Source organism: Arcobacter sp. L (assembly GCF_000284235.1).
Lineage (GTDB): Bacteria > Campylobacterota > Campylobacteria > Campylobacterales > Arcobacteraceae > Aliarcobacter > Aliarcobacter defluvii.
In genome coordinates this window covers 1,075,380-1,092,983 of record NC_017192.1, presented here as the reverse complement: position 1 = coordinate 1,092,983, position 17,604 = coordinate 1,075,380, and the positions used below count along the sequence as shown (strand labels likewise).

Genomic DNA, 17,604 nt, shown 5'->3' with positions numbered 1-17,604 from the left:
TTATGGAATATTTATTTTCTAGTTTAGTTCCTGTTTTTGGACTGATATTAATAGGATATTTTTTTAAAAGAATTAGTTTTCCATCTCATGAATTTTGGCCAATGGCTGATAAACTTACATACTTTGTTTTAATGCCTGCTCTTTTGATATTTAAACTTTCAAATGCAAAGTTTGAACCTAATAGTATAAATTTTGTTTTAGTTTCACTTATAGCAATATTTTTAACAATGATTGTTTTAATAATCTTTAATAAAATAAGCCCTACAAAAAACAACTCTTTTACTTCAATAATTCAAGGTGGGATAAGATTTAATACTTATGTATTCTTAGCTTTAAGTGGTTCTATTTTTGGAGATGAAGGTTTAGTTTTAAGTGCTATTATTTTAACTTTTGCAATTCCATTTATAAATATTTTATGTGTAACAATTTTTGCTCTTTATTCAGATAATAATAAACTAGATTTTATATATTTAGTAAAATCTATAATAAAAAATCCTTTGATTATTGGTTGTGCAATTGGTGCTTCAATCAATTTTTTATCAATTCCAGTTCCAGTAAGTATTGAAAATTTAATAGAAATTTTAAGTAAAGCAGCTCTTCCTTTAGGACTTTTATCTATTGGCTATGCTTTAGTATTAAAAGAGTTAAATAGTGCGAAAAAAGATTTGATTATTAGCTGTATTGGAAAGTTTATAATCTTGCCTTTATTTATTTATAGTTTTGGAATGATGTTTGGATTAAATGAAATAATGATTTCAATTTTAGTTTTATTTTCTGTTTTACCAACAGCTCCAAGTTCATTTATACTTGCAAGGCAACTTGGTGGAGACATAACACTTATGACAAGTATCATAACAGTGCAAACTTTAGCTTCTGCACTGTTTATAATACTATTTTTAAAACTATTCGTTTAAAAAAGTTCTAAAAACTATCATAGATGATTTTCTAAAGCCATTTTTTTCATAAAAATTATGAGCTTTAAAATTATCATTATCTGTTAAAAGAGTAATTCTTTTTATACCTTGAGACTTTGCAAACTCTTTTGCAAAGTCTAATAGTTTTGAACCTATATTTTTATCTCTACATTTAGATGAAACTATCATATCTTCTAGAATCACAACCCTATTTCCAAGTGCTGTTGAAATTGAATATAAAAGGTTTACCATGGCTACTATTTCATTTTCTATTTCACAAACTATTATATGCCCTACTTTTTCATCTTTTATTATAGTTTCTAACGCTTTTATTTGTAAAGCTTCATTTGGAACAAACTCTTTTTCTAAACTAAAAAGTTCATTTAAAAGTTTTGATAAAGATTTTATATCCTCATCTTTTGCAACTCTAAATCTCATTTTCTCTCTTTTTTAATGTTGTTTCATATCCCATTTGAGGTTCATTTGGAACTAAAAATGATAAACTAAAAGAACAAAATGCAATAACTGCTCCAATAATAAATACTAAAGAATTAGAATATAACCAAACCATACCTAAAAATGCTGGTAAAAAAACTGCTGCAATATGATTTATAGTAAAACTTACAGCACTTGCACTTGAAATATCACTTGGATTTGCTATTTTTTGGAAATATGTTTTTAAAGCAATTGCCATAGAAAATAGTAAATGGTCAATAATATATAAAGCAAAAGCAAAATATACATTATCTACAAAAGCATAAGATGTAAATACTAATATAAGACCAATGTATTCAATTTTTAAAGTAACTTTCTCTCCAAATGCAACTATAAATTTACCAATTTTTGGAGCTAAATACATATTTAAAATTGAGTTCACAAATAACAATAAAATCATATTGTGAATATCAACACCAAATTTTTCTACAAGTAAAAATCCTGCAAATACTACAAATATCTGTCTTCTTGCACCTGAGAGAAAAGTAAGTAAATAAAAAAGCCAATACTCTTTTTTTACTCTAATTTTTTTATCTTGAATAACTGTCTCTTTAAAATGAGTAAATAAATACCAAGAAAAAATACCTAATAAAAAAGTAAAACCACCAAATATTAAATAAACATATTTATACTCCATAGCTAAATAGTTCATAAAAAGATAAATCAAAATAAATACTAAAAGTCCAGTGAAAGATTTTGCTGCACTTAATTTTCCTAAAACAATAGGAGCTTTATTTTTATCTATCCACTGTAAAGATAAAGACTGATTTAAAGTCTCTAAATAGTGAAATCCAACTGACATAATAATTGTTGTGATATAAAGTCCAATTGCTGTTGGGAAATATCCAGTTGATGCTGTTCCTAATCCTAAAAGCATAATAGATAAATAAACTAATCTTTGTTGAGCAATAAAAGCTAAAACTAATAAAACAGTAAATGCAAGAAATCCTGGAATTTCTCTTAAACTTTGTAAAATTCCTATTTGGCTACCATCAAAAGATGCTACTTCTATAGTAAAGTTATTTAATAAACTTGTCCACGCACTAAAAGAGACAACCATTGAAATAGTCATTATATAAAGTAAAGCCTCTTTTGAAGTAAAAATTCTTGTGATAAATGTTTTTTTCAAATAAATACTCCAATGATTACATTGATTGCTAGTGCACTTAAAAGCACTTTTAAAATGATGACAAATTTTTTACCATCAATTTTATCTCTTAATTGTGTTCCTGTCCAGCTTCCAGCAACTGCTCCAATTATCATGGCAACAATAACTCCAATATAATCAAAAAATACAAAACCAAAATACATAAATACAAATACTTTCAAAATATGACTGATACTCATAAGTGCAGCACCTGTTGCTACAACTACATTTTTATCTTTATAATCTTTAAGTAAAAGTGTCATTGTAAGTGGTCCAGTTGCTCCTACAACCATTGAAAGTCCTGTTTGGAAAAAACCTGCTAAATAATAGTTTTCATATCTTTTGATTTTCTCATTAAATTTTGCTGACCATAAAGAAAGAAGTATATAAATACCAATAAATAAAGGCACATATTCTAAAGAGATAAAACTCAAAATTCCCATAAAAAAACCAATTCCTAGTAAAGAACCTAATAAAAATTTTGGGATTACTTCAACTTTTACATCTTTATATCCAAAAATTGCACGGCTTAGATTACTTGAAACTTGTGTTAACCCATGAATTGGAATAAGAGCATTTAAAGGTAAAAATGAAGGTAAAATAACTATAAGCATCATCCCTCCACCAATTCCAACTACTCCAGCAATTGTTGAAGTTAGAAAAGTAATCACTCCAAGAATTAATTCTGTCATATAAAAATCCTATTAAAAAGATTAACGTAAAATACCCAATAAAGCCTTTATTATCAAAAAAGGGTTATAATCAATTTTTAAAAAATAGGAGATTTTATGAAAATATTACTAATAGTTACTATCTTTTTAACAAATATCTTATTTGCAAATTATGCTTTTACTAACCAAAATAGTGGAAAAATCGATATGCACGGTGGTAAAAGTGAAAATCTTTTAAATCAAAAGAATAGTTTGTCAAATACAAATTTTAATGATATTGGAATTACAAAACCAATAGCTCCAAAAGCACCTAATGCTTTAATAAAAGAGAATGAAAAAAAAGAAGAAAAAAAGGAAATTACTAAATAATGGCAAGATATAAATTTATATCATGGAATGTAAATGGTATTAGAGCAGTTGATAAAAAAGATGCTTTAAAATGGGTTGATGAAGCAAATATAGATTTGCTTGGTGTTCAAGAAACAAAATCTATGAAAGAACAAATTCCAAAAACAATTTTTACTAAAGAGTACAAAACACTATTTGCAAGCGCATCAGCAATAAAAGGAAGAAGTGGAACGGCACTTTTTACAGATATAGAAACTTCATTTGAATGTAACTGTCCAAGTGTTGATATTCTTGATGAAGGAAGAATAAACGAAGTTCATTTTTCTTTAGGAGATAAAAATATAGCATTTTTTAATGTATATTTTCCAAATGGACAAAGTAGTAAAGAAAGACTTGATTATAAAATGGAGTTTTATGATAGATTTTTAAATCATTGTGAAAACTTAAAAAAAGATGGGAAATCTATCATTGTTTGTGGTGATGTAAATACAGCACACACTGAAATTGATATTGCTAGACCAAAAGCAAATGAAAATACAAGTGGATTTTTACCAATGGAAAGAGATTGGATAACAAAATTTTTAGATTTTGGATACATTGATACTTTTAGATTGATAAATGGTGATATAAAAGACAAATACTCTTGGTGGAGCTATAGAGCAAATGCAAGAGCAAATAATGTAGGCTGGAGAATAGACTACTTTTATGTAAGTGAAGACTTAAAAGATTTTGTAAAAGATGCTTATATTTTAGATAATATTGAAGGAAGTGATCACTGTCCTATTGGCTTAGAAATGGAGTTTTAAGACTCCATTTCTACTCTATTTTTTCCTTTTGATTTAGCAAGATACATAGCATTATCTGCTCTTAAGATAAAATCTGTGATTGTATCATTTTCTTTAAAACTAGATACGCCAAAACTTGCAGTTTTATATCCTACTTTTTCAAATTTATGTTGTGATATTTTTTCTCTTAAATTTTCTGCTAATTTTGCAGTATCATCTAAGTTTGTTTTTGGACAAATGATTATAAATTCTTCACCACCCCATCTTCCTACTGTATCAGTTTGCCTTGTAAAAGTTGTCAAAATTTCAGAAATTTTTATCAAAACTTTATCTCCAACTAAATGACCAAATTTATCATTTACTTTTTTAAAATCGTCAAGATCTAATAAAATTATTGAAAAATCATCTTTATACCTTTTATAAAAACTTTCATATATTTGTAAAGTTGAATCTATCTCTTTTCTATTTTTTAATTTTGTTAAATAATCAGTTGAAGATAGGATCATTAGTTCTTCTTTTGCCTCTTCAAGCTCTTTTGTATAATTTAATTTATTAACAATTGAATATGATAATAATAACAAACAAATAAAAATTGCAATATCGCTTGGATACTCTTCCCAAGGGACAAGTCCCGCTGCAATTAAAGAAGAATAAAGCCAATAAAGTGAAATTATAAAAAAACTAAATGTAATAATCTTTGTTTCTTTATCACCTTTAAAAAAGAAATAAATCATAAAAATAGTTAAAATTGGTAATGTAACAAAATTATAAACGATATCAAAACACTCATAAGTTGAAGGAAGAGTAAAGATTCCTAAAAGTGAACCAATAATTGCTACTAAAAGATATATTAAATGAAATTGCCATATTCTTTTAATTATATCAAATGGTGTTTTTTGATTTATTACTTTATCCATAAAAAGTGCCATTCCAACTGGAAAAAAGAAAAAAGCAATAGCCAACAAATATTGATTTAATAATGGAAAATATAAATATAATTCAATAATTTTTGCAGAACAAAATACATTTAAACCTTGGGTTAAAAATAATAAACCTAAAATTAAAAGTTCAATTCTTTTAAATTTTGATAAAAATGTCAATAAAAAAAGTATTGATACAAAAAGAGAAATAGAACCTACTATAATCTTTGGTATATCATAATTTAACATTTTTTCTAAAATATCACTTTTTGAAGCGATTATTATTTCGCCCCACAATCCGATATCTTCATAGTTTGAATATATTCTAAAATAAAGATATTTGCCAGCACTATCAACGTAAAGAGGTATTAAATGCCAAGGCCATCCTATATATTCACCTTTTCCTTCTTTATCAAATTCTCCAAAATGATATATTTGTTTATTTTCATAATATACTTGCGTAATTAAATCTATACTTACAATATATAAATGAGGATTTGTTGGTAAATTATCAGGAAGTTTTACCCTAAACCAAACATTTGTTTGATTATTTCTATTTGGTGGATTACTTGGAAATTTGATCTCTTTCCAAGAATTTTGATTATCTTTTTCAATGGTCCACAAAGGTAAATTATTTTCAAAAGGTGAATCTCCAAATCTATATTCCCATTTTACTTTTGATAAATCTATCTCTTTTATCTCATTTGCAGATAAAAAAATTGTTAAAAATAAGAAAATTATAATTTTTTTCATTAAAATACTTTATATAAATTTATTAGATTTTCTATATTAAATCATAATTTCTTATAATACTTGATAAAATAAAAAATAAAATCTTTTACCATAAAATTTATACATAAAGGTTAAATATGAAAAATAATATTATTGATAGATATGATAAAAATCAAGATGGTGAAATTATCATAAAGATATATACTTCAAAGATTGAAGATTTATATGAAAATTATGATAAAAAATCAACTTTCATAAAAAAAGATTTAAAAGATGATTTAGAAAATTATTTAATTGAAAGTGTTGAAGAAATTGGTAATCATCCTTTTACTATTGATTTTTATTTTGATGAAAAAAGTGATTTTACATCAGATGAAAGATTAAAAAATAGTATAAAAGAGTATTTTGAATATTTACAATTTTTAGAACATAAAAATATGAAAGAAGAATTAAAAAATTCTCTAATATTTTTAATAATTGGCTTTGTTTTTGTATCAATTTCATTTAATCTAACAGAACATGAAAACTTTTTTTATAAACTTATTTCTGAAGGTGCTATGGTAGGAGGTTGGGTTTCACTTTGGGAAGCACTAGCTACAATCTTAATAAAATGGCTTCCATTAAGAAAGAACATAAAAATTTTTAAAAAAATTACAAATGCAAAAGTACATTGTTTTTAAATCATAGAATATATAATTTTTGCTAGGATTTTTTTAAAATCTTCTCTCTCTTCTTTACTTAAAACAGAAAAAATCTTTTCTGTTGATTCCGCAACACAAGACATACACTCTTGAATTAATTCTTTTCCATCATCTGTTAAATTAATTAGCATACTTCGCTTATCATTTAATGAAGGAACTTTTTCAATCAATTTTCTATCTTCAAGTTTTTTCAAAACTTTTGTCATTCCTCCTGAAGAAAAAAGTGTCGCATCATATAACTCAGTTGGAGATAAAGCACTTTTATTAAAATAAAGAGATGCTAAAACTGAAATATGTGAATGTAATAAATCATATTTTATTTTAAAAAATTGCTCATTTTCAGCATACATTTGTTTATGCAACATTGTTATTGGTAGAGTGAAAGCAAAAACTTCATACTCTTTTAACTTAACAGTAGAATTATAAAAGTTATCTATATATTTTTTATCCATGAAGTAATTTTAACTAAATTAATATTAAATATATCTTTCTAGCAAGATATATTTAAGCAAAATTTTGTTATCTTTCAAACCTAAATATAAAAAGGAGTTATTTTGAAAAAGATATATTTTATTTTTTTAACACCACTTTTTTTATATAGCCAAAATTTGGAAGAATTAGTTAATTTATCTATACAAAATAGATTGGTTAATGCTTCACAACAAAGTTTGGATTCTATAAAAGATGAATACAAAAGTGTAAAAAGTGGATATTTACCAAAACTAGATGTTGGAGGAAAATATGCAATAACAGATGAAGAAACGGCAAGTTTGGCAAAAAAATCTGGAAATGTATATGGAAGCTTAAATTATTTACTTTATGATGGTGGAAAAAAATCAGATGTTTATGATAGTTATAAATCTACTATCAAAAGTACAGAAGAATCTGTTGAAGCTTTAAAAAATGATATTTCATTAACAGTGATAAACTACTATTTTGATTATTTATCTCTTATCTCTCAAAAAGATGCAAAGTTAAAAGAGATAGAACAGCTTGATTCACAAATGGAAAGATTAAGTAGATTTTTAAAAGCTGGTACAACAACTGAAGATGAAGTACAAAAAATCATCTCAAGAGTTGAAAATGCTAAAGTTAATCTTCAAGAGATTGAACTTCAAATCATCACTATATTACATAATTTAGAATATATAACTGGAACTAAAATTGATATTACAGCTGGTTCTAATATAAAAGAATCAGAAAAAGTTTCACAAAATAGTGAAAGATTTGATATTAAATCTTTGGAATTTGATTTACAAACAAAGTTAAGTAATTCAAGAGCTGAGAAAAGTGGATACTTACCAACAGTAACACTTGATAATACTTATACATATTATGATTCAAATTTTGATGATAAAGCTTATGAAAATAATGCTATTGATCATCAAAATATTTTATCTGCAAATTTAAAATGGAATATTTTTTCATTTGGAGAGACTAAATATAAATATGAATCAAAATACAAAGAGTATTTAGCTTCAAAATTAAAATATGAATATGAAAAAAACAAAGCAAATGTTGACTTACAACTTGCACTTAAAGCTTATGATATTGCAAAAGCAAAAATAAAATCAGCTGAAGCAAATCTAAAAGCTGCGGAAAGTGCATATGAAGTTATAAAATCAAAATATGAAAATGGTTTAATTGATAATGTAGCATATCTAGAAAGTTTAACTGAGAAATTTGATGCCATCAGTCAATTAAAAACATCTATTAATGATTTAGAAATTAAAAAAGCAAATATAATTTACCATAATGGTGAAAAATTAGAGGAGTATATAAAATGATAAAAAAATCATTAGTTGCAATTTCTTTCCTTTTCTTAGGATACAACGGTTTAATTGCAGAAGAAACAAAAGTAGCAACTGAAGCACCTGCTTTACCTGTTCAAACTTTTAAAATTGTAAAAGAAAATAATACTACAAGTAAAACTTATCCAACTATTTTAAAAGCTTATGAACAAGTTGATGTAATTGCAAGAGTTTCAGGAACACTAAAAGAAAAATATTTTAAAGAAGGTGATTTAGTAAAAAAGGGAACTCTTTTATATAAAATCGAACCTGATTTATATCAAGCAAATTTTAATATGAAAAAAGCAAATTTCACAAAAGCAAAAAAAGATTATGAAAGAGCTAAATCATTAGTTGCTTCTAAATCTATTAGTCCACAATCTTTTGATGATTATACTTATCAATATGACAGCACAAAAGCTGCATTAGACGAAGCGCAAATAAATTTAAATTATACAAAAGTAACTGCACCAATAGATGGAATTATTGGTATAAAAAATCATGATATTGGTGATTTAGTTGGTACGAATGAAGATAATTCATTACTTTTAACTATTACTAATACAGATCCTATTCATGCAGAGTTTTCTTTACCTAAAGATGATATGAATAACTTTTTATCTCAAATAAAAAGTAAAAATATAAAAATTAGTCTAATTGCAAATGGCACAACTTATGAAAATGGTCAAATAGATTATATTGCACCAACAATAGATACAAATACTGATACTTTACTTTTAAGAGCAAAATTTGACAATCCTAATCATGAGTTAATTGCAGGGAATTTTACAAAAATAGTTATTTCTAACTTATCTTTAGGAGATGTATTTATTGTTCCTGAAAATGCTGTATTAAAAACTTCACAAGCAACTATTGTTTATGTAATAGATGAAAATAATATAGCAAAAGTTAGACCTGTTACTACAGGGGATTTAGTAAAAAATGGAATGGTTATAAAAGATGGGTTAAAACCTAATGAACAAATTGTAACAAGTAATCTTGCAAAACTTAGACCTGATACAAAAGTTCAAATTATAAGTGAAGAGAAATAGTTATGATTTCCGCATTTTTCATAAAAAAACCAGTTTTTGCTGGTGTTTTATCAATTATAATATTTTTGACAGGAATAATTGCAATGTTCAATTTACCAATTGAACAATATCCAAGAGTTTTACCGCCTCAAATTATTGTAAGTACTTCATATCCAGGAGCTAGTGCAGATACTATTGCAAAAACTGTTGCTGCTCCACTTGAAGAACAAATAAATGGTGCAAAAAATATGCTTTATATGAATTCTGTTGCCGAAGATAGTGGTAGATTAAATATAAATATATTTTTTGAAATTGGAACAGATCCAGATAGTGCAAAAATAGATGTAAATAATAGAGTTCAAGCAGCTTTAGCAAAAATGCCAGAACAAGTACAAAGACAAGGTGTTGTTGTAGGTGAAAGAAGTCCAAGTATTTTAATGTTTGCAATGCTTCAATCTCCAAATAATACTTATGATTCAATATATTTATCAAATTATGCTTTATTAAACTTAGTTGAGTCATTAAAAAGAGTTAAAGGTGTTGGGGATGCGATGATTTTTGGAGCTAAAGATTATTCTATTAGAGTATGGATAGATCCTTTAAAATTATCAAAATATTCTCTTGCTACAACTGATGTTATAAATGCAATTAAAGAGCAAAACAATCAATATGCGGCTGGAAAAATTGCTTCTGAGCCAATTGCACAAAAACAGATGTATACATATACGATTAGAACTCCACAAAGGTTTGAAAATCCAGCACAATTTGGAAATATTGTAATTAGAGCTAATGAAGATGGTAGTACTTTAAAATTAAAAGATATTACAACTATTGAACTTGGAGCTAGTGATTATAGCGTTCAAACAAGATTAAATGGTGCTCCATCTATTCCTATTGGAGTATTTTTACAAAGTGGTGCAAACTCTTTAGAAACTGCTGATGCAATAAAAAAAGCTTTAGAAGATGCGAGTAAAAGCTTCCCTGATGATATAACATATAGTATTCCTTATGATAGTACAGATTTTATTTCAGCTTCTATTCATGATGTTATTAAAACTTTTATTGAAGCATTATTACTTGTAATTTTAATTATTTTCATTTTCCTACAAAGCTGGAGAGCAACTATTATTCCATTTATTGCTGTTCCTGTATCAATTGTGGGAGCATTTGCTGGAATGTATGCTTTAGGATTTAGTATTAACTTACTGACTCTTTTTGGTTTAGTTCTTGCTATTGGTATCGTTGTTGATGATGCTATTATTGTTATTGAAAACATTGAACGACATATGGAAGAAGGAAAAACTCCTAAAGAAGCTGCATTTATTGCTATGAAAGAAGTAACGGGAGCATTAATTGCTATTATTCTAGTTTTAGGTGCGGTATTTATTCCTGTTGCATTTATGGGTGGATTAAGTGGAGAGATGTATAGACAATTTGCTATTACTATTGTTATCTCTGTTATTATTTCTGGATTTGTTGCTTTAACATTAACTCCATCACTTTGTGTAAGAATTTTAAAAAATAAAAAACATGAACCTAAAGGTTTTTTCAAATGGTTTAATAATATGTTTGAAAAAGCAACAAAAGGTTATTCTGTATTAGTTAAAAAAAGTATTAGATTTTCATTAATTTCTATTTTATTATATGGTGGATTATTATTTGTATCTTATGATATGTTTAAATCTATGAAAACTGGACTTCTTCCTGATGAAGACCAAGGAACAATCTTCGTATTTGGATTTAACCCTCCAGGTTACTCTATGTCTAAATCGTTAGAATTAAGTGAAGAGATAAATAAAATCATTGCAAATGATCCTAGTGTAAAAAATATCATTACACTTGCTGGATATGACTTTACAACTTCTGCTCAAAGAAGCCATACTGTTGCAACAATTATTAAATTAAAAGATTGGAGTCAAAGACCAAATCCAGAACAAGAAGCACAAGCACTTTTAGCTAAATTTAGTAAGCAACTTATGGGTACGAGTGAAGGATTCTCATTTGCCGTTGTACCACCTCCTATTATGGGGATGAGTGTTACTGGTGGATTTGATATGTATGTTCAAGATAGAAAAGGTGGAACTATTGAAGATTTAGGAAATATTGTAAATCAAATAATAGAAAAAGCTAAAACTAGACCTGAATTAATGGGAGTTAGAACAGCACTTGCAGCTAATATTCCTCAATTTAAAATTGATGTTGATACTGAAAAAGCAAAAGCAAAAGGTGTAAGTATAAGTGACATTTATAGTACAATAAATGCAACTTTTGGAAGTTTTTATGTAAATGATTTTTCACTTTATGGAAGAACTTATAAAGTTAACTTACAAGCAAAAGATGAATTTAGAAATAATGTAGATGATTTTCAATATGTTTATGTAAGATCAGACAAAGGTGAACTTTTACCAATTAATTCATTTATAACTTACAAAAAAGTAGTTGGAGCTGATATAGTAGAAAGATTTAACCTTTTCCAAGCTGCAAAAGTATCAGGACAACCAGCTCCTGGATATAGTTCAGGAGATTCTTTAAAAGCTATAGAAGAAGTTGCAAATGAAGTTTTACCTGAAGGTTATACGATTAGCTGGACTGGAACTGCTTATCAAGAAAAACAAGTTGGAGGAAGTTCTGCGCAAGCATTTATTTTTGGTATTGTTTTCTTATTCTTAATTCTTTGTGCACTTTATGAAAGATGGTTATTACCAATTTCGGTTGTTTTAGCTGTACCATTTGCAATTTTTGGAGCAATACTTGCTACAAATTTAAGACACTTAGATAACAATATTTATTTCCAAATTGGTTTATTAGTTCTGGCAGGACTTGCGGCTAAAAATGCAATTTTAATTGTAGAATTTGCTTTACAAAAACAAAAAGAAGGATTAAAACTAATTGATGCTGCTATTGAAGCTGCTAAAGTAAGACTTAGACCGATTGTTATGACTTCATTAGCATTTACAGTTGGAGTTATGCCTCTTGCTATTAGTAGTGGAGCTGGAGCTGCTAGTAAACACTCTATTGGAACAGGAGTTGTGGGAGGAATGTTAACTGCTACATTTATAGCAATTTTATTTATTCCACTATTCTTTGTTTTAATCTCAAGACTTAGTGGTCATAAAGATGACGAAGTTCTAACAGATAAAGAAGAGGAATAAATCCTCTTCTTTATTTTAAAAAAGGATTTATATTTATTTTAAATATAACATCCTTTGCCTCTTTAAAAGATTCCTTTGTAATTACCTCATTAATAGAAATAAAATTTTGCCAATAAGTTGAGATAAACCAATTTAATTTAGCAGAAAGTAAAATCTCATCTTCACTCATTTTTCTAAAAATCTCTTTTGAAATAAAATACTCAATTAGCATTTTTATTTGCTCAATTCTAAGATTTTGTCTTTGAATAAAAATCTCTTTAAATTTAGGTAATGTAGAGAGTAAAACAGATGAATCTCTCATAATAAACCTATAATCCCAAAAAATATCTAAATATAAATCATACATTATAGATAACTCTTCTAAAGGATTTTGGCTATTTAATATCTTATCAAAGCTATTTAAACTCTCAAATTCTTCAATCATATCTTCATAAATATCAATAATAATATCTTCTTTATTTTTGTAATGATAATACAAATTTCCTGTAGAAATTTTTGCACTTATTGCAATATGATTTGTAGTAATTGAAAATGTATCATTTTCATTAAACAAATCTAAGGCATGTTTTTTTATCTTTTTTTTACTTACTGACTCTTTTTTCATACTTGATTATACTTATTTTTAACTTTTTAAATAATTATTAGAGTATTTACTCTAATTTTAAGTTGTAATTAATTTATATAAATATAAAATTTTCTATCACAAAGGAGTTAATATGAAACTAGCACCTCCTAGTTCAGGTTTACCAAATCTTGAAAAACTTTTTATAAAAAACGTTTTAGTTCCATCAGTAAGAATTTTAATAACTTGGGATATTGCTCTATTTTTATTACGAAGGGAACTAAAAATTATTGATAAATTATTAAAACCTATTGATAAAACCTTACTAACACAAAAAACACTTATAGATAGAACTTTTGCCATTGAAGATGATACAAGACAATTTTCAATAAATATGGTTTTAGAACATTTAGAAATTGCAGGAAATAAAATCAAAAATGTAATTGAAACACTAAGTTTAGAAAAAGAGTTTATTGAAGATATAAAAATAGAAAATGTAAAACCAAAACAAAATGCTAATAATCAATATGAAAGCTTTAAAAAATTTTATCAAGAATATATTTCATTTATAAAATCTTTAGATAAAAAACAATCAATAAAAAAGAAAAGACACCCTTGGTTTGTAGAATTTAACAACTATGATTGGAGCGTATTTATGTATATGCATACTTTTATACATAGAAGACAAATAGAAGCTATAATAAAGGAGATTAAATGAGTAAAAATTCAATAGGAACAATATTTAGAATTTTCTTAATATTTTTATCATTAGTAAGTTTTTGGCTTGTAACTCTTGCTATATTTTATCTTGTGATTTCATTAATATTTAGTATAGAGTTTAGTTTTAAAACATACTTTATTCTGTTTTCTTGTTTTATAATTTTTAGGATGTTTTATCCTAAAAATGTTTTTATTTAAATTAGTGCTTCAATCCAAGAAATCACTTGATTTAAAGTTTCGGGCTCTTTTTTTGAAATAAACACATAAGGTTTATTTTTTCTGTTTTCTTTTACATCGATTTGCATATCAACTAAATCAATATCAACATATGGAGCTAAATCTATTTTATTTACAATTAAAAGGTCGGAAAACAATAATCCTGCCCCTTTTTTTCTTGGAATATCAGCACCTTGTGCAACATCAATTACATAAACATAATAATCAATTAATTCATAAGAAAAAGTAGCACTAAGATTGTCTCCTCCACTTTCAACAAATACAATATCAGGATTATATTTTTCTTCAAGTTCAACAACTGCTTTTTGATTCATTGAAATATCATCTCTTATTGCAGTATGAGGACAACCACCTGTTTCAACTCCAATAATTCTATCACTATCTAAATCAAGAGTTTTTTTTAGATAATTCGCATCTTCCGTTGTATATATATCATTTGTCACAATTCCTAAAGAGTATTTATCTTTTAGTAAATTTGTTAAAGTTTCAATAAGTGAAGTTTTCCCACTTCCAACTGGTCCTGCTATTCCTATTTTCAATGCCATTTTTTTCCTTTATGTTGTGAACATTTTTGGTTCTAAATTTTTATGACTAAATATAATCTCTTCAAAAAGTGGATTAAAATTTGTGATTTTATTTTCTATATTTTTATAATCAAATTTTTCTAAAATCTCATCTATTTCAAAAAGCATCTTTTGTATTTCACTTGGTTTTATTCTTGAAATCTTTAGAGTTGTAACTGCAATGTTTATAAGATTTTTTTTAGTCCACATTACTATAAAATCTTCCAAACAAATATCCATATCAAAAGCCATAGCACTTAATACAATTATCTCATTTCCAACACAAGATTTATTTCCAATAAATGAAAAATACTCTTTTACTATATTCTTTGTTGCTAAATTTTTTATCTGTACGAAATAATTTTGTCCAATATCACGTGAAGCCTTTGCAAACTCAAAAGTTAAATAAGCTCCAAGTTCATTATCTAATTTATTTAAAATAGTTAATTTCTCTTTTTCTAAAGCTTCATAAACTTTTTTAACATAAACAAACTCTATTTTAGAATATTGGTCAATTATTAGATTTTCTAAATAGATTTTTAAACTATTTATATCTTTTACTTTTTCTTTTAAAACATGAGGTTCAAGTCCAAAAGAGTGCACAAATACACCTGAAGGGAAACTCCCATCAAGTATTTGCATAAATCTACTAAGGCTTTTTAGATTTGTTTTTTGCATATTAATGGCTATGGTGTGCTTTTCCATTTGGTTTGAAATAACCTTTTGTTTTTTCACACTTTATTTTTTCATTTGTATAACAATCTTTGATAATATCACTTAAAGAGATATCATCTAAAACTATGATTTTAAACTCTTCAATCATTACTGGTTGATGACGATTTCCTATTTCATAAGCAATTTTTGCAAAAGTTAATGCATCACTAAACTCTAAAGTAAAAATCTCATCTTCACTTCTACTCACTTTTATTCCAACACCATCTTCACAAACTAAAATATCATTTTCATGAAGATGAGTAAATTTAGCTTTTACTACTAGATTTACTCCTTTTTTAGTAACAGCTGTTAAATTTGGCTTTTGCATATCAAACCAAGATAACTCAACCTCATCACTATAATGTATATCTTTTTTAATCTCAACTACTTTTTTTATCACACTAAATTGCAAAATCTTTTCCTAAAACATAAAATATCGTCTTGCCATTGGCACTTTTTCAACATAATTTGACGCTATTAGTTCTCCATTGATTTTTACATCATATGTTTCACTATCTATTTCAATATCACCTATAAAATCATTTAATTTCATATCTGCTTTTCCAATATTTCTTACATTTTTTACTGGTAATACTTCTTTTGAAATTCCTAATTTATCTTTTAGATTTGAACTAGCTACTTTTGAAGTAAAGATAACACTTGTAGCACTACTTGCCTTTCCAAGACTTCCAAACATAGGTCTATACATATTTGGTTCTGGTGTTGGAATTGAAGCGTTACTATCACCCATCATAGCAAGTGCAATAAATCCACCTTTTATGATAATTTCTGGTTTTACTCCAAAAAATGCCCTATTCCATAAAACTAAATCGGCCATTTTTCCAACTTCAACACTTCCAATATATTCATCTATTCCAGAAGCAATTGCAGGATTTATAGTATATTTTGCGATATATCTTTTGATTCTATTGTTATCAGATTTTTCATCATCACCTTCAAGTGTTCCTCTTTGTTGTTTCATAGAGTCTGCAACTTGCCAAGTTCGTATGATTACTTCTCCCACTCTTCCCATAGCTTGAGAATCGCTACTTGTGATTGAAATAGCTCCTAAATCATGTAACACATCTTCAGCAGCTATTGTTTTTCCTCTAATTCTTGATTCTGCAAAACTAACATCTTCAGGAATTTTTGGACTCAAATGATGACAAACCATAAGCATATCAAGATGCTCTTCAATAGTGTTTTTTGTATAAGGTAAAGTTGGATTTGTACTTGATGGAAGTACGTTTGCAAGTCCAGCCACTTTCATAATATCAGGTGCATGACCTCCGCCTGCACCTTCACTATGAAAAGTATGAATTGTTCTATTTTTAAATGCTCCAACTGTTGCTTCAACAAATCCTGATTCATTTAAAGTATCTGTATGAATTGCAACTTGTACATCAAAATCATCAGCAACACTTAAACAAGTATCAATAGCATTTGGCGTACTTCCCCAATCTTCATGAAGTTTTAATCCCATTGCTCCTGCTTCTATTTGCACTTTTAAAGCTTCATAACTTGAACTATTTCCTTTTCCCATAAATCCAAAGTTTAAAGGTAAATCATCAACACTTTGTATCATCTTACTTATATTCCACTCTCCAGGGGTACAAGTTGTGGCATTTGTTCCAGTATTTGGACCAGTTCCTCCACCAATCATAGTTGTAACTCCACTTGAAAGTGCTTCATCAATTTGACCTGGACTTATAAAGTGAATATGAGTATCTATTCCACCAGCAGTTATAATTTTTCCCTCAGCTGAAAGAATTTCAGTATTTGCTCCAATTTCTAAACCCTCTGTTATTCCATCACAAAGATTTGGATTTCCTGATTTTCCAATAGCACTTATTTTCCCATCTTTGATTCCAATATCTGCTTTATAAATTCCTGTATAATCAATAATTATTGCATTTGTAATAATCAAATCAGCAACATCAACAGCAGTTGGACTTTGAGCCATACCATCACGTACAGTTTTTCCACCACCAAACTTACTTTCTTCACCATAAGTTGTGTAATCTTTTTCTATTTTAGCTATTAATGAAGTATCAGCTAGTCTGAATCTATCACCAACAGTTGGTCCATACATAGAAGCATATTTTTCTTTACTAATCTTCAT

The 17,604-nt window shown here is 26.8% G+C and carries 19 protein-coding genes; 9 read left to right on the top strand and 10 right to left on the bottom strand.

The annotated features are described in order from the left end of the window. Nucleotides 1-2 precede the first annotated feature (2 nt). Nucleotides 3-914 (top strand): AEC family transporter, encoded by a 912-nt coding sequence (locus ABLL_RS05425; RefSeq protein WP_014473777.1) that lies wholly within the window; start codon nt 3-5, stop codon nt 912-914. Here ABLL_RS05425 and ABLL_RS05420 read toward each other — a convergent pair. From ABLL_RS05420 to ABLL_RS05410, 3 genes are read right to left on the bottom strand one after another with little or no spacing between them, the layout of a single operon-like run. Further along, the gene (locus tag ABLL_RS05420; RefSeq protein WP_014473776.1) at nt 903-1,352 is read right to left on the bottom strand and encodes a GNAT family N-acetyltransferase; all 450 of its coding nucleotides are present in this window, start codon (nt 1,350-1,352) and stop codon (nt 903-905) included. The genes ABLL_RS05425 and ABLL_RS05420 overlap by 12 nt on opposite strands. Beyond that, nucleotides 1,342-2,538, bottom strand: coding sequence for an MFS transporter (locus ABLL_RS05415; protein WP_014473775.1), 1,197 nt, complete (start codon nt 2,536-2,538; stop codon nt 1,342-1,344). The genes ABLL_RS05420 and ABLL_RS05415 overlap by 11 nt, the downstream gene beginning before the upstream one ends. After that, nucleotides 2,535-3,248, bottom strand: a complete 714-nt coding sequence (locus tag ABLL_RS05410; RefSeq protein ID WP_014473774.1) for a TSUP family transporter — start codon at nt 3,246-3,248, stop codon at nt 2,535-2,537. The genes ABLL_RS05415 and ABLL_RS05410 overlap by 4 nt, the downstream gene beginning before the upstream one ends. A gap of 96 nt (nt 3,249-3,344) precedes the next feature. Between ABLL_RS05410 and ABLL_RS05405 the strand changes: the two genes are divergently transcribed. Both ABLL_RS05405 and ABLL_RS05400 read left to right on the top strand, forming a co-directional pair. Further along, a complete protein-coding gene (locus ABLL_RS05405) occupies nt 3,345-3,596 on the top strand; it encodes a hypothetical protein (protein ID WP_014473773.1) in 252 nt (83 codons plus the stop codon). Next, entirely contained in the window at nt 3,596-4,381 is a 786-nt protein-coding gene (locus ABLL_RS05400; RefSeq protein WP_014473772.1) for an exodeoxyribonuclease III, read from the top strand. Before ABLL_RS05405 ends, ABLL_RS05400 begins: the two co-directional genes overlap by 1 nt. On the opposite strand, the gene ABLL_RS05395 is transcribed toward ABLL_RS05400, so the two are convergent. Continuing rightward, nucleotides 4,378-6,033: a GGDEF domain-containing protein gene (locus tag ABLL_RS05395; RefSeq protein ID WP_014473771.1), complete on the bottom strand. Its 1,656-nt coding sequence runs from the start codon at nt 6,031-6,033 to the stop codon at nt 4,378-4,380. The genes ABLL_RS05400 and ABLL_RS05395 overlap by 4 nt on opposite strands. Before the next feature lie 116 nt (nt 6,034-6,149). On the opposite strand from ABLL_RS05395, the gene ABLL_RS05390 reads away from it, so the two are divergent. Then, complete coding sequence (locus ABLL_RS05390; RefSeq protein WP_014473770.1) at nt 6,150-6,692, top strand: hypothetical protein; 543 nt, start codon at nt 6,150-6,152, stop codon at nt 6,690-6,692. Here the strand turns inward: ABLL_RS05390 and ABLL_RS05385 are convergent. After that, nucleotides 6,689-7,165, bottom strand: a complete 477-nt coding sequence (locus ABLL_RS05385; RefSeq protein ID WP_014473769.1) for a MarR family winged helix-turn-helix transcriptional regulator — start codon at nt 7,163-7,165, stop codon at nt 6,689-6,691. The two genes, ABLL_RS05390 and ABLL_RS05385, sit on opposite strands and share 4 nt — an antisense overlap. Before the next feature lie 102 nt (nt 7,166-7,267). On the opposite strand from ABLL_RS05385, the gene ABLL_RS05380 reads away from it, so the two are divergent. Genes ABLL_RS05380 through ABLL_RS05370 form a run of 3 tightly spaced genes read left to right on the top strand, consistent with a single transcriptional unit; the run spans nt 7,268 to nt 12,686 of the window. Beyond that, nucleotides 7,268-8,500: a TolC family protein gene (locus ABLL_RS05380; protein ID WP_014473768.1), complete on the top strand. Its 1,233-nt coding sequence runs from the start codon at nt 7,268-7,270 to the stop codon at nt 8,498-8,500. Further along, on the top strand, nt 8,497-9,555 hold the full coding sequence (locus tag ABLL_RS05375; RefSeq protein ID WP_014473767.1) for an efflux RND transporter periplasmic adaptor subunit: 1,059 nt from the start codon (nt 8,497-8,499) through the stop codon (nt 9,553-9,555). The genes ABLL_RS05380 and ABLL_RS05375 overlap by 4 nt, the downstream gene beginning before the upstream one ends. 2 nt (nt 9,556-9,557) lie before the next feature. Beyond that, complete coding sequence (locus ABLL_RS05370) at nt 9,558-12,686, top strand: efflux RND transporter permease subunit (protein WP_014473766.1); 3,129 nt, start codon at nt 9,558-9,560, stop codon at nt 12,684-12,686. Nucleotides 12,687-12,696: 10 nt separating this feature from the next. Here the strand turns inward: ABLL_RS05370 and ABLL_RS05365 are convergent, their stop codons facing one another. Next, entirely contained in the window at nt 12,697-13,290 is a 594-nt protein-coding gene (locus ABLL_RS05365; protein ID WP_014473765.1) for a TetR/AcrR family transcriptional regulator, read from the bottom strand. Between the two features lie 112 nt (nt 13,291-13,402). On the opposite strand from ABLL_RS05365, the gene ABLL_RS05360 reads away from it, so the two are divergent. Both ABLL_RS05360 and ABLL_RS05355 read left to right on the top strand, forming a co-directional pair. Continuing rightward, the gene (locus ABLL_RS05360) at nt 13,403-13,966 is read left to right on the top strand and encodes a hypothetical protein (RefSeq protein ID WP_014473764.1); all 564 of its coding nucleotides are present in this window, start codon (nt 13,403-13,405) and stop codon (nt 13,964-13,966) included. Continuing rightward, the gene (locus ABLL_RS05355; RefSeq protein WP_041654701.1) at nt 13,963-14,166 is read left to right on the top strand and encodes a hypothetical protein; all 204 of its coding nucleotides are present in this window, start codon (nt 13,963-13,965) and stop codon (nt 14,164-14,166) included. Before ABLL_RS05360 ends, ABLL_RS05355 begins: the two co-directional genes overlap by 4 nt. On the opposite strand, the gene ureG is transcribed toward ABLL_RS05355, so the two are convergent. Genes ureG through ureC form a run of 4 tightly spaced genes read right to left on the bottom strand, consistent with a single transcriptional unit; the run spans nt 14,163 to nt 17,604 of the window. After that, nucleotides 14,163-14,750, bottom strand: coding sequence for an urease accessory protein UreG (gene ureG / locus ABLL_RS05350; protein ID WP_014473763.1), 588 nt, complete (start codon nt 14,748-14,750; stop codon nt 14,163-14,165). The two genes, ABLL_RS05355 and ureG, sit on opposite strands and share 4 nt — an antisense overlap. A gap of 9 nt (nt 14,751-14,759) precedes the next feature. Next, nucleotides 14,760-15,446, bottom strand: coding sequence for an urease accessory protein UreF (locus ABLL_RS05345; RefSeq protein ID WP_050989843.1), 687 nt, complete (start codon nt 15,444-15,446; stop codon nt 14,760-14,762). A 1-nt stretch (nt 15,447) separates the two neighbouring features. Beyond that, the gene (locus ABLL_RS05340; protein WP_258239365.1) at nt 15,448-15,882 is read right to left on the bottom strand and encodes an urease accessory protein UreE; all 435 of its coding nucleotides are present in this window, start codon (nt 15,880-15,882) and stop codon (nt 15,448-15,450) included. A gap of 21 nt (nt 15,883-15,903) precedes the next feature. After that, nucleotides 15,904-17,604, bottom strand: coding sequence for an urease subunit alpha (ureC, locus tag ABLL_RS05335; RefSeq protein ID WP_014473760.1), 1,701 nt, complete (start codon nt 17,602-17,604; stop codon nt 15,904-15,906).